Genomic DNA, 12,754 nt, shown 5'->3' with positions numbered 1-12,754 from the left:
GCGCGGATGGACCCGCTCAGCGGCGAGCTGACTACACTGCGTGAATTCCGGACCACCGACCTCGACGACTACCTGGCCATCGCGGGTGACGATCGTGTCACCACGTGGATGGCGTTCGACAGCTACGACCGGGCCAAGGCCGAGCAGAATCTGGCCGGCATCATCGAGCGGTCCGGTCAGGAGGACCGCCCCGACTACATGCTGGCCGTCACCCGGCCGGACGACGACCACGTGATCGGGTTCGCGCGGATCGCACCGAGCGGCGCCTGGGGCGCCAAGCTCGGGTACGCGATCGGCGCGGACCACTGGGGCCACGGCTACGCGACCGACGCGTCCCGGGTGCTGCTGCGGTTCGCCTTCAGCACGCTCGGCCGGCACCGGGTGACCGCCGCGATCGGCCCCGAGAACGAGGCCTCGATCGCGGTCGTCAAACGCCTCGGCTTCACCTACGAGGGCCACCTCCGCGACCACGTCTTCACCAACGGCGACTGGCGCGACTCCCTCCTCTACTCCCTCCTCGAAGGCGAGTACTCGTCCAGGTAGGCGCGACGGCTTGGAGTGGCGGGGAGACTGGTCGTATGGCTGGTTTGACCCCGGTGCGCGATGGTCTGGCGCGGATCATCCTGACGAAGGTCGCGGGTCCGGATCCGCACGCTGAGCGGGACCGGGTGCACAACACACCGGGACCGCGCTGGTTCGCGCCGGACCGGCCGATCCGGCGGGTGCACGGTGACGCGTCGATGTTCGCCGGGGGTCTACGGGCGCTCCTGCTGCAGTCCCTGCATCCGCTCGCTATGGCCGCGGTCGCAGCGCACTCCGGGTACCGCGGCGACCCCTGGGGCCGGCTGCGTCGTACGAGCTACTTCCTCGCGATCACGACGTACGGCGCGATCCCCGACGCCGAGGAGGCGATCGAGCACGTCAGGTCGGTGCACGAGCGGGTCCGCGGCACCAGCCCGGACGGGGTGAAGTACCGGGCGTCCGATCCGCACCTGCTCAAGTGGGTGCACGTGGCGGAGGTGGACAGCTTCCTCGCCGCCCACCAGCGGTACGGCGCCCACCCGCTCGACGCCACGGAGCAGGACCTGTACGTCGAGGACGCCGCCCTCGTCGCCCGGAAGCTGGGCGTGATCGACCCGCCGACGACGGTGGCCGAGCTGCAGGAGCTGATGCGGGAGTACCAGCCCGAGCTACGCGGTACGACGGAGGCGCGGCAGGCGGCCCGGTTCATGCTGGTGCATCCGCCGGTCCCGTGGGCGGCGCGCCCGGCGTACGGCGTACTCACGGCTGCTGCGGTCGGACTGCTCCCGTGGTGGACCAGGCTGCCGCTGCGGCTGCCGTACGTCCCGTTGGCCGAGCAGACCGTCGTCCGGGCGGCCGGTGACGGCCTCACCAGGACGATCCGATGGGCTCTCGCGTCACCAACACTGGCAGAAAGCGGCGCAGAGGTGTGACACGCCGGTAAGTTGTTCTCGTGCCGCTGCGTCCTCACCGTCCTCTCCCCCTGGCTACGCCGGCGGGAGTCGAGGTGCTGACCAGGATTCTGACCCAGGGCCCGATCCCGCGGGTGGAGATCGCGCGCCGGACCGGGCTGTCGCAGGCGGCCGTGACGAAGGCGGTCGCGCCGCTGATCGACGCCGGGTTCGTCACCGACCAGGCTGCTGCTCCGGTCGAGGGGGACAGCCAGCTCGGCATCGGGCGGCCGGTCAGCCCGCTGACCGTCGTACCGAGCAGCGTCTCGGTCATCGGGGTCAAGGTGACGCCGACCAGCCTGATCGGGGTGACCACGGACTTCACCGCGGGCATCCTGAACATCCGGCACGAGGAGCTCGACGACACCGATCCCGAGGTGGTGATCGACCGCCTCGCCGCCCATGTGAAAGCACTGATCGGCTCGCTGAAGTCCGGTACGGCGGTGGCGGGTCCTCTGGCCGGCATCGGGATCGCGGTGTCGGGTGACGTCGACGCTGCGCACGGCGTGGTGCGGGACTCGCCGCTGATGGGCTGGCGCGGCGTACCGGTCGCGGAGCTGCTCGGTGAGCGCGTCCGCGTGCCGATCGTGGTGTCGAACGACGTACGCGCGCTGACCGTCGCCGAGCACTGGTTCGGTGTCGGGGTGAACGCGGACTCGTTCGCAGTGGTGACGATCGGCTCCGGCATCGGCTGCGGGCTCTACATCAACGGCGAGGTCGTCTCCGGCGCGTACGGCGTCTCGGGCGAGCTCGGCCATCTCCCGCTGGCGCCAGGCGACCTGGTCTGCACCTGCGGCCGCCGGGGGTGCGTCGAGACGGTCGCGTCGTCGGACGCGATCCTGGCCCGGACCCGGGAAACGACCGGTCGGGCGGATCTGGACCTGGCGGGCGCGATCAAGCTCGCGCACGAAGGCAACGAGCAGGCGCGCGAGGCGTTCGACCGGGCCGGTGAAGTGATCGGCTCGGCGCTGGCCGCGATGGTGAACCTGGTCGGTCCCGAGCTGGTCGTGATCGCCGGCGAGGGCGTCGCGGAGTACGACCTGTACGAGGACCGGATGCGGCGGGCCTTCGCCGAGCACGCGTTCGGCGCCGCGGGCGACTGCCGGCTGATGCTGCGCTCGCACACCTTCGACGACTGGGCCCGCGGCGCGGCCGCCACGGTGATCCGCTCGTACGTCCGCGGCGAACCACCTCTGCACCGCTGACATTCGAGGGGTTATCCCCTCCCGGTTCCCCTTCTCCCGTCGTATCAAGACCGGAGAAGGGGCAATTCGACGGGATAACCCCTCGAATGGCGGCGGTCAGGGGGTGGGCTCAGCTACGGGCGGCGGCGAGGATCTTGCGCCAGACCTTCTTGTACGACTCGAGGCCGTCGGCCGCGAGCGGTCCGGTCGGCCCGGCGGTGATCGAGACCCGCTCCGGGATCGTGCCCCAGACCGGGATGCCTTCCTGCGCGTACTGCTGCATCGCGTCCTGGTACGACCGGGTGTAGGTGCGCGCCGAGCAGATCACCAGGCCGGCCGGCACGCCGTCCGGGACCAGTTCCATCACGGCCTTGACCCGGGGTGTCTCGACGCCGCCGACGCGGGTCGGGATGATCACGATCCGGGCCCGTTCGAGCGCCTTGTTCAGCAGGCGTTCGTGCGACGGCGGCATGTCGACAATGCCGATACCTTCCGGCGGCACCTTGTCCAGCGCCTTGTTCAGCAGACGCTCGGTCGGCGCCTCCGCGATCTCGATCCGGTTGAGTTGTTCGTCCTCGGACTCCGCGATCCAGTCCGCCGCGCTGCCCTGCGGATCGGCGTCGATCAGAGTGGATGTACGACGGTTGGAAGATGCCAGCGCGGCCAAGTACACCGACGTGGTTGTCTTTCCGACCCCGCCCTTCAGTGCAGCTGTCACGATGATCATGAACAGAACTTACCCGGTTTTGTCCGATTTCCGGCGTGTCATCGGCGTTGCTCCGTCACATCGTGATAGTTGCCCCGGGCCCGTGTGAACAAGCTCAAGCCCACTTCAGCGCTACTTGCCGAGCCAGGCGTCCACCTTCGACTTGTTCTGGTCCACCCATTTCTGTGCGGCCTGGTCCGGGGTGAGCTTGTCGACGGCGATCATCCGGGCCACCGCGTTCTGGTCCTCGTTGGTCCACTTGAAGTTCTTCACCAGGTCGTACGCCGGGCTGCCGGAGTCGGCGAACTTCTTCGAGACGATCTTGTCCAGGTCGTACGGCGGGTAGTCGCAGGCGACCTTCGCCGGATCGGCGTCGCAGCCGGCCTTGTACGCGGGCAGGTTGATCTTCACCAGCTTGACCTCGTTGAAGAACCACTGCGGCTCGTAGAAGTACGCAAGCAGCGGCTTCTTGTTCTTCTCCGCGTCCCGGAACGCCTGGATCAGCGCGGTCTCGCTGCCGCTCTGCACGACCTTGTAGTTCAGCGACAGGTTCTTCACCAGCGCCTCGTCGTTCGTCACGTACGACGGGTCGCCGTCGAGCAACTGCCCCTTGCCACCGGACTCCGACGTCTTGAAAAGCGCGGCGTACTTGTTCAGGTTCTTGTAGTCGGTGATGTCCGGGTACTTCTCAGCCATCCACGGCGGCACGTACCAGCCGATGATGCCCTTGACCCCGGTGGATCCGGCCTCGACCGCGACCTTGTCGTCGGTGATGTACTTCTTCTTCAGGTCCTGGTGACCCCAGTTCTCCAGGTTCACGTCGACCTCGCCGGTGGAGAAGCCCTGCCAGGCGATCTCCTCCTTGAGGTTCTTCTCCACCACCTTGCAGCCCAGGTCCTTGGTCGCCACGTAGGAGACCACCGCGGCGTTCGCCTCGTACCCGACCCACGGGCTCACGGTCAGGTTGAACGTGCCGCAGTCCTTCCCCGCGGCGGCCGGCTTGTCCGCCCCGACCTTCTCTCCACCGCACCCGGCCAGCGCAAGCGCGACCGCCGTCAGCACACCGGCGTACCGGAGCTGCTTGTTCACCGCATATCTCCTCTACCTTGGAAATTCTGAGTACGGCGAGCCGCTGCTTGCGTGATGCGGTCGAGCATCACGCCCAGCAGGACGATCGCCAGTCCCGCCGCCAGACCCTTGCCGTACAACTCGCTCTGCGCGAACCCGGCAGCCACGTCGTACCCGAGCGCGCCCGCGCCGACCAGGCCGCCGACGACGACCATCGAGAGCACGTAGATCAGCCCTTGGTTGACCGCGAGCGTGATCGCCCGCCGCGCGACCGGCAGCTGCACCTTGCTGATCACCTGCCAGCCGCTCGACCCGACCGAGTTCGCCGCCTCCACCGTCGCGACCGGTACCGCCTTGATGCCGTCGGCAACGATCTTGGTGGTCACCGGTACGGCGAACACCACCGCGGCCGCGATCGCGGTGAACCGGCTGGTCCCGAACAACGCCAGGAACGGCACCAGGTACACGAACGGCGGCATCGTCTGCCCGGCGTCGAGCACCGGCCGGATCCAGGTGTCGACCCGCCGGTTGCGCCCGGCCCATACTCCGAGCGCCAGACCGACGGCGACGACCACGACGGTCGCGAGCAGCGTCGATGCCAGCGTGACCATGCTGTCGTGCCACACCCCGGTCGCCACCAGCAGGCCCAAGCACACCGCCGCCGGCACCGCGCCGCGCCAACCGCCCAGCACGAACGCCAAGACAACGACGACCACGGTGACGAGCCACCACGGCGATCCCGTCAGCAGCCCCTCGAGCGGGTTGAGCAGACCGTTGGTCACCGCGTCGCGCACGCCGTAGGTGAACCCACCGAAGACGTCCTGGATCCAGGTCGTCACGTCCGTCGTCACCGACGCGATCCGGCTGCCCACGCTCACACCGGTGGGGAACTCAGCAGCCCATACATAGGTCCGCGAGAACCACACCGCGACGAGCACGCCGACGGCTCCGGCGGCGAGCAGGATCCGGCGGCGACGGTTCGCCGTACGCCAGGGACGGTCGCCGGCGGCGGTGGTCACGCGGTCGAGCACGATCGCGATCACGACGATCGCCAGCCCGGCGTTGAACGCAACACCCACATCGAGCGTCTGCAGCGCCTTCAGAACGGTCTGACCGAGACCGGGCGCGTCGATCAGCGCGGCCACGGTCACCATCGAGAGAGCGGCCATGATCGTCTGGTTGATGCCGACGACAACGGTCGACCGCGACATCGGCAGCAGCACCTTGGTCAGCGTCTGCCCACGGGTCGAGCCGAGCGACCGGGCCGCCTCGACACTCTCCGGCGGCACCGAACGGATCGCGTGCGCGGTCAGCCGTACGGCGGGCGGAGCAGCGTAGATCAGCGTCGCGATCGTGGCCGCGGCCGGCCCGATCGCGAAGAACAGCGTGAGCGGCGCGAGGTACACGAACGTCGGCAGCGTCTGCATCAGGTCGAGCACCAACGTGGCGACCTTGAACGCACGGTCCGACAACCCGGCCCAGATCCCGAGCGGGATCGCGACCAGCAGCGACAGCAGCACGGCCGCGATCGTCAGCGAGAGCGTGTCCATGCTCTCCTGCCACAACCCCTGCACCCCGACGAAACCCAGTCCGGCCGCGGTCAGTACGGCGACCTTCCAGTTGCCGAACGCCCAGGCGCAGTACGCCGAGATCGCGATCACCCCGAGCCATCCGATCACCGGCACCGGGCGGTCGAACGACGGCTGCGAGATCAGGTTCTGCAGCAGGACGACGAAGTGGTCGACGCCGATCCGGATCGCGTCGAACAGGACGTTGCCCTGGCCGACGTCGTCGCGGTGCTCGGTCAGCCAGCGGTGCAGCGCGGTCGTCTCCTGGCCGCCGAGGACGAGCGTGTCGATACCGCGCAGGACGAAGTACAGCGCGACCCAGGCGACGAGCAGTACGCCGACGACCACGCTGCGGCGGGGCCGTCGTACCTCGATCTCGACGGAGCCGGTGATGGAGGCCATCAGTTCGTGTCCGCGACGACGGCCAGGATCTCCTCGTCGCCGATCACCCCGAGCAGCGTGCTGCCGTCGACGACCTTGACCGGGCGATCGGACTCGAGCACGAGCCGGGTCGCCTCCCGGACCAGCACGTCCGGCCCGAGCTCCGGACCGTCGAGCGGCTCGTCCGGCCGCGGCTCGCGGACGATCCAGCGCAGCGTGAGGACGTCGGCCCGCGGTACGTCGCGGACGAACTGGCGCACGTAGTCGTCGGCAGGGGCCCCGACCAGCTCGTCGCCGGTGCCGAGCTGGACCGCGGCGCCGTCCCGCATCAGTAGGATCCGGTCACCCAGCTTGAGCGCCTCGGACAGGTCGTGGGTGATGAACACCATCGTCTTGCCGACCTCGCGGTGCAGCCGCACCACCTCGGTCTGCATCTCGCGCCGGATCAGCGGGTCGAGCGCGGAGAACGGCTCGTCGAACAGCAGTACGTCGGGGTCGTTGGCGAGCGCCCGCGCCAGGCCGACCCGCTGCTGCATGCCGCCGGACAGCTGCTCGGGGTACAGGTGCTCGTTGCCGGCCAGGCCGACCAGGTCGATGACCTCCTGCGCGCGCCGGCGCCGGTCCGGCTTGCTCTCGCCGCGGATCTCCAGGCCGTACGAGACGTTGTCGATCACCTTGCGGTGCGGCAGCAACCCGAAGTGCTGGAAGACCATCGAGAACTTGCTCCGCCGCAACGCGCGCAGCCGCTTCTCGTCGGCCGCCCGCAGGTCCTCACCCTCGAAAACCAGCCGGCCGGCGGTCGGCTCGATCAAACGCGTGAGGCAGCGGACCAGCGTCGACTTGCCCGAGCCCGACAGTCCCATCACGACGAACACCTCACCGGGTGCGACGTCGAAGCTCAGGTCGCGCACGGCCGCCGTACATCCGGTCTGCGCGTACAGCGCGGTCCGGTCGAGCGCGGCGAGGTCGGGCCGACGCGGGACGCGCTGCGCCTTCGGTCCGAACACTTTCCACAGGTCCTGCACGGACAGCAGGGCGTCGGAATCCTGGATGTCGGGGTACTCGAGCTGAGCGGTCACAGGTAAACCCTCGCATCCCCGCGGACGGACACAACGTGAACCGCGACTGTATCCAACCCGCAGTTCGCGGGCGCGGGGACGGGTGTCTGTCCGATCAGCAAGAACGCGTTAAGTCACGGCTGGTACGGCGGTGCCTCGCCCCAGCCCCAATGTGGCACCGGCGCCTTGGGCGGCGGGGTGGCGCCCGGCTGCGAGTTGGCGAGCGCGATCCGGGTGCCCCACTCGATGTAGGCGACGAACGCCGAGCGGAACTCCGGGTCGGCGGGCAGACCGGCCGGATCGGCGCTCTGGGCGATCAACGCCGCCCAGCGGGAGCGCTGCTCCTCGGTGAGCCCGAGGTTGAGGTGATGCGCGAGCATCGCCGGGTAGCCGCCGAACTCGTCGGTGTAGCGGCTCGGGCCGCGGAACACCTCGCCCAGCCAGATCGCCACGTGTTCGCGGTGGTTCTCGCTCATGTGCGCGAAGACCGGTGCGAGGATCGGGTCCTCGAGCACCTTGTCGTAGAAGACCTCGGTCAGCCGGCGTAGCGCGTCGTGCCCGCCGGCCCACTCGTACAGCGTCGGAGTAGTCACGTAATCATGTAATCACGTGAAGAGGGCATCCGTGACTGCCTTGAGCTCGGCCTCGATCCGGGTGTCCCCGTCCTCGGTGAACCACAGGATGTTCTGCAGGACCCGGCCCGCCGTCCAGGCCAGCGCCCGGTCGCGATCGATCCCGGTGATGTCGAGCATCAGCTCGAGCCGGTCGCGGATTGCCTGCGCCAGGTTGCCGGTCGCGACCAGGTCGTCCCACCGGTTCCACGTCGCCGGCATCAGCTCGAACGCCGGGTCACCGGCCAGCGGCTTCGGATCGATCACCAGCCACGGCTGCCGCTGCGCGGCCATCACGTTCAGGTAGTGCAGATCCCAGTGCAGGAGGCGATCGCCGGACTCCGGCAGAACCTCGCGCATCCGGTCGGCGAGGCGCTGTGTCAGCGCGCGCTCGGCCGGGTCAACGAGCAGGGGGATGATCTTGGGCGCGTCCTCGAGCATCTGCCCGGCGATGTCGCTCAGTTGCCGGATGCCGGGCGGCGCCGGGACGACCATCAGGTGGGTCAGCAGCTCGGCCAGGATCCGGGTCGCCTCGACGTGGTCCGGCAGCTCTTCGAGGGTGTGCGGCTCGAGGCGTTCGAGCAGCAGGGTCGAGGTCTCGGGGTCGTCCTCGTACACCTCGACGACGTCGTCGTGGCTCCAGGTCCGGAGTGCCAGCGCCTCGCTCTCGCTCTCGTCGTTCACCGACTGCAGCTTGAGCATCGCCGGGGTCCCGTCGCGGCGTACGACGGGCGCGATCAACGACGCTTCGCCGCTCATCAGCTCACCGGACAGGGTCAGCTGCCACTCGTCGACGTACCGATCGAGGGCCGCCGGGAGACTGGCCAGCCACTCGGGAGACTTCTCGCTGTGGTTCCGGATGAGCTTCGCGGGAATCTCGATCACCCTCGGCACAGTAGGTCGTTCGGCCCGGATGTGCTTGGGTTTTCCTGTGGAGAGCAGGCATCGGCGGGTTCAGCGGTTGGTCGCGGTCATCTATCTGGGGATCCCGGTGGTGCTGCTGGTGGTCGTGGCGTTGATCGCGGCAACCGGGCCGGCGCTCGCCTGGATCGGTTGCGTCGTACCGCTGGCGATGCTGGTGACGGGCTTCGTACTACGGCGCAGGCATCGCTACCAGCCGCGTTGGTGGCTGGGAGTCGCCGGCCTGTACGGCGGTATCGCCGGCCTGATGGTGACGCTGTTCCCGCTCGCCGTCGGGGTGTGGTGGCCGGCGATTCTCGCGCTGCCCGGTCTCATCGTCGGGATCGTCGCTGGTCTGGCGCTCGCCCGCGCCGCCGACCGCGCCCTGCTGGTCCCGTTCGTCCCGGAGCTCGCGGGGACGCCGTACGAGCTCGTCTTCCGGCTCCGTGGCATCCCGCTCGCGGCTGTCCTGGTCGGCGCGGACTCGGTCACGATCCAGTCGCACCCGATCCCGCGCTCGGAACACCAGTTCCGCACCTACCCGCTGAGCGACGTCACCGGCACCTACGAGTTCGCGCTGTCAGGTGCAGAGCGCCTCAAGTTCCCCATCGTCGTGACACATGCGGTAGCCAGCGAAGGCCCCGCCGTCATCCTGCAGGCCAACGGCGAGGACTGGGTCCTCCCGACGAACCAGTCCAGCACGCTGATCGACGTACTGACCGAACGCCGCGAGAACTAGGTGCGCTCCTGCTTGGCGGTCTCGGCCTTCTCGGCCTGCCAGCCGTCCTCGTTCTTGCCGAGGCGCCAGTAGCCGGACAGGGAGACGCGGTCGCGGGAGAGTCCGCGGTCCTGGTACAGATTCTTGCGGATGCGGAACACGAAGCCGGCCTCGCCGTGGACGAACACGTGCGGGGTACCGTCCGGGAAGTCGAGGGCCTCCACGGCCTCGACCAGACCGTCACCGCGCGCACCGGAAGCGGTCGACCGGTGGAACCACCGCACGTCGACGTCACCCGAGCCGCTGAACTTCTGCTCCTCGGACTCGTCTCCCACCTCGATCAGGACCGTCGCCCGCGCCCCGGTCGGCAGCTGCTCGACCGCGGAGCCGATCGCCGGCAACGCGCTCTCGTCACCGACGAGCAGGTGCCAGTCGGCCGCCTCGTCCGGTGAGTACGCGCCGCCGGGACCGTTGAACCAGAGCACGTCACCCGGCTGGGCCGCCGCGGCCCACGGGCCGGCGACACCCTCGTCGCCGTGGTGCACGAAGTCGATGGTGAGCTCGCGCGACGCCTCGTCCCAGCTGCGGACGGTATAGGTCCGCATCGTCGGCCAGTGCTCGGCCGGGTACGTCTCACGCACCACACCCAGGTCCAGCGGCTCGGGGTATTCGACGCCGTCCTTGCAGAACAGCAGCTTCACGTAGTGGTCGCTGAAGCCGTTGTCGACGAAGTCGTCCGATGTGAGCACGACCCGGATCATGTGCGGGGTGATCCGCTCGGTCCGGAGTACGACGGCGCGCTTGCAGACGCGGTTACGGCGGGGTGCGGGGCTGGTCACACGACCACGGTCCTCTCGGGCGGATAAGTTAGGTCTACCTAAGTAAGCCTAACTCACCCGCCCGAACCGCTCAGGTCCCGCGGATGTAGAAGACCTTGCTGACGCCGGCCTGGTAGTTGTAGCAAAGCGGGAAATACACCCGGTACGGGATCAGACCCTTGTACGCCGGTTGCGCGTTCAGCACGAACTTCCCGCTGTACGAGCGGATGTTGCCGGCCGGGCTGACGGTCTTCCACTGCGTCGCGCCGTACAGCCGCTGCAGGTACACCTTGCAGGACGACGGCGCACCGGCGACCACACCGTTCACCGGAACGATCGTGCCGACCTTCGCGCTGGTCTTCGACGGCGTCGCGGAGACGACGCCCGGCCGCGCCACGACGAGCCCGAGTCCGCCGTTCGAGGACGGGTTCCCGGGCAGCAGCAGGCAGTTGACGTAGTCGGCGAGCGAGGCCGGGTACGACTTGGTGACCGTGCCGGCGGTGTCGGTGAGGTTCGAGTAGCCCGGGCCGATGTATTCGGCGCAGGTGTTGTCGTTGCCGAGTTCCACGCGCAGCCGGCTGCCGTACGGCCTGCCGGTCTGCGAGTCGATGACCGCCCACTTGATCGAGTACGGCTTGCCGAACGGCACCACCTTCGGGATCACCGACGCGCTGATCCGCGGGATGTGCGTCCCGGTGACCGCGAGCGACGGGCCGCTGAACGGCGTCGGGTCGGTCATGTCACCGCTGCCGGGGAAGAACGGGCCGTGGATCACGCCGGTCACCTTGAAGGTGCCGTTGGCTGTCGACGGCACGTACAACGGACCGCTCCAGGTCCCGTTGGCGAGGCGCGGCAGGCTGGTCGAGATCAGCGACGTCGCCGAGCCGGAGCCGCCGGTCCGTTCGAGGATGACGAGCACCGGGGTCTTCGAGTCCTCCGCGTCGGTGAACTTCCCGGTCACCGTGACCGTGACCTTGGCGGTGTTCAGGCCGCTGACCGCGGCGATGGTCTGGTTCATCGCCACCGCGTCGATCTTCAGGTTCGGGTCCGGACTGGCCTCGGCGGTGATCGGCACCGCCCCGAGCCCCAGGACGACCAGTGCGGCAAGGATTCGAGCCTTCATGGTTCAGAGCCCCTTGATCGTGAACGTCTTGGTGACAGCCGCGACGTACGGCTGACAGGCGGGGAAGTACACGCGGTACGGGATCAGACCCTTGTACGACGGTTGCGCGTTGAGCGTGAACCGGCCGGACTGCCGGACCGTACCGATGCTGACCGTCTTCCACTGCGTCCGGCCGTACAGCCGCTGCAACTGCACCGGGCAGGACCCGATCCAGTTCGCGACCGAGCCGTTGACCGGGACGATCGTGCCGACCTTCGCGCTCGTCTTCGACGGGACGGCGGCGATGACCGTCGGCCGCGCCGGGAACAGGCCCTGGGCGACGATGTAGTACGGGTCGGCGTAGATGTGCGCGCAGTTCAGCGCGCCGGCGTCGCTCGCGGCGTACGCCTTGGTGATCACGCCGTTCGTACCGGTCCTGTACATCGGGCTGCCGCCCTCGGCACACGGCGTGTCGACGCCGAGCCCGATCGGGATCCGGGTGCCGTACGGCTTCCCGGTCGCCGTGTTCGTGACCGCCCAGGTGATCGTGTACGGCTTGCCGAACGGCACGATCCGCGGATTCACCGCGGCGGTGATCCGCGGCTGGTTCGTGCCCTTGACCGTGATCGTCTGGCCCGCGTACGGCGTCGGGTCGTACGGCGTGCCGAAGACAGGACCGCCGTAGGGACCGGTCATCACACCGGTGACCTTGAACGTGCCGTTCGCGGTCGAGGCGACGTTCAGCCGCCCGGTCCAGGTGCCGTTGGCAAGCGTCCCGCTGGTCCGCTTCAGGGCGGCCGAGACGATGTCGCCGCGGCCGCCGGTGCCGCCGGTGCGCTTGAGGATCACGTTCAGCACGAGGCCCTGGTCGCCGGGCTCGGTCGAGTTGTAACCGCCCTTGACGGTCACGTTGATCGGATACGTGTTCAGGCCGGACACGGCGACCGACGTACGGTCGAGCGTGACCTGGGTGATCGTCAGGTTCGGGTCCGGGTCGGCCTGCGCCGCCGTCGGAACCGCACCGAGCAACAGCCCCGCCAGAGACGCCGAAGCCAGCGCCGCCATTACCGGTTTGATTCGCATGCCACAGAGCGTGACAGCGGTACAGGCCGCTTCCAAGCCCCCTGGCTCAGAAGTGCTCGATCGGGCCGCCGCGTGTAGACCGGTT

At 68.8% G+C, this 12,754-nt stretch carries 13 protein-coding genes; 4 read left to right on the top strand and 9 right to left on the bottom strand.

What is annotated here, in order from left to right:
• The first annotated feature begins 6 nt into the window (after positions 1-6).
• From OHA10_RS11700 to OHA10_RS11690, 3 genes are all read left to right on the top strand, one after another.
• The gene (locus OHA10_RS11700) at positions 7-543 is read left to right on the top strand and encodes a GNAT family N-acetyltransferase (RefSeq protein ID WP_371406201.1); all 537 of its coding nucleotides are present in this window, start codon (positions 7-9) and stop codon (positions 541-543) included.
• Between the two features lie 35 nt (positions 544-578).
• Positions 579-1,454: an oxygenase MpaB family protein gene (locus OHA10_RS11695; RefSeq protein ID WP_371406200.1), complete on the top strand. Its 876-nt coding sequence runs from the start codon at positions 579-581 to the stop codon at positions 1,452-1,454.
• 74 nt (positions 1,455-1,528) lie between these two features.
• Positions 1,529-2,677, top strand: coding sequence for an ROK family protein (locus OHA10_RS11690; RefSeq protein WP_371406199.1), 1,149 nt, complete (start codon positions 1,529-1,531; stop codon positions 2,675-2,677).
• Positions 2,678-2,786: 109 nt separating this feature from the next.
• Here the strand turns inward: OHA10_RS11690 and OHA10_RS11685 are convergent, their stop codons facing one another.
• The 6 genes from OHA10_RS11685 to OHA10_RS11660 form a co-directional block, all read right to left on the bottom strand.
• Positions 2,787-3,383, bottom strand: a complete 597-nt coding sequence (locus OHA10_RS11685) for a ParA family protein (protein ID WP_137255814.1) — start codon at positions 3,381-3,383, stop codon at positions 2,787-2,789.
• Positions 3,384-3,494: 111 nt separating this feature from the next.
• Positions 3,495-4,451, bottom strand: a complete 957-nt coding sequence (locus OHA10_RS11680) for an ABC transporter substrate-binding protein (protein WP_371406198.1) — start codon at positions 4,449-4,451, stop codon at positions 3,495-3,497.
• Positions 4,448-6,400, bottom strand: a complete 1,953-nt coding sequence (locus tag OHA10_RS11675; protein ID WP_371406197.1) for an ABC transporter permease subunit — start codon at positions 6,398-6,400, stop codon at positions 4,448-4,450. Before OHA10_RS11675 ends, OHA10_RS11680 begins: the two co-directional genes overlap by 4 nt.
• The gene (locus OHA10_RS11670; RefSeq protein WP_371406196.1) at positions 6,400-7,458 is read right to left on the bottom strand and encodes a glycine betaine/L-proline ABC transporter ATP-binding protein; all 1,059 of its coding nucleotides are present in this window, start codon (positions 7,456-7,458) and stop codon (positions 6,400-6,402) included. Before OHA10_RS11670 ends, OHA10_RS11675 begins: the two co-directional genes overlap by 1 nt.
• Positions 7,459-7,571: 113 nt before the next feature.
• Positions 7,572-8,030 (bottom strand): group II truncated hemoglobin, encoded by a 459-nt coding sequence (locus tag OHA10_RS11665; RefSeq protein ID WP_371406195.1) that lies wholly within the window; start codon positions 8,028-8,030, stop codon positions 7,572-7,574.
• Positions 8,031-8,042: 12 nt separating this feature from the next.
• Positions 8,043-8,933, bottom strand: a complete 891-nt coding sequence (locus tag OHA10_RS11660) for an aminoglycoside phosphotransferase family protein (protein ID WP_371406194.1) — start codon at positions 8,931-8,933, stop codon at positions 8,043-8,045.
• A 46-nt stretch (positions 8,934-8,979) separates the two neighbouring features.
• Here OHA10_RS11660 and OHA10_RS11655 point away from each other — a divergent pair, with 46 nt between their 5' ends.
• Positions 8,980-9,687, top strand: coding sequence for a hypothetical protein (locus tag OHA10_RS11655; RefSeq protein ID WP_371406193.1), 708 nt, complete (start codon positions 8,980-8,982; stop codon positions 9,685-9,687).
• Here OHA10_RS11655 and OHA10_RS11650 read toward each other — a convergent pair.
• From OHA10_RS11650 to OHA10_RS11640, 3 genes are all read right to left on the bottom strand, one after another.
• Complete coding sequence (locus tag OHA10_RS11650) at positions 9,684-10,505, bottom strand: siderophore-interacting protein (protein WP_371406192.1); 822 nt, start codon at positions 10,503-10,505, stop codon at positions 9,684-9,686. The genes OHA10_RS11655 and OHA10_RS11650 overlap by 4 nt on opposite strands.
• Before the next feature lie 70 nt (positions 10,506-10,575).
• On the bottom strand, positions 10,576-11,607 hold the full coding sequence (locus tag OHA10_RS11645) for a hypothetical protein (RefSeq protein WP_371406191.1): 1,032 nt from the start codon (positions 11,605-11,607) through the stop codon (positions 10,576-10,578).
• Positions 11,608-11,610: 3 nt separating this feature from the next.
• Positions 11,611-12,669 (bottom strand): hypothetical protein, encoded by a 1,059-nt coding sequence (locus OHA10_RS11640; protein WP_371406190.1) that lies wholly within the window; start codon positions 12,667-12,669, stop codon positions 11,611-11,613.
• Positions 12,670-12,754: the final 85 nt, after the last annotated feature.

This window comes from Kribbella sp. NBC_00662 (assembly GCF_041430295.1).
Taxonomy (GTDB): domain Bacteria; phylum Actinomycetota; class Actinomycetes; order Propionibacteriales; family Kribbellaceae; genus Kribbella.
Note: the sequence above shows the minus strand (reverse complement) of the source record. Positions and strands in the feature narration are given on the sequence as shown.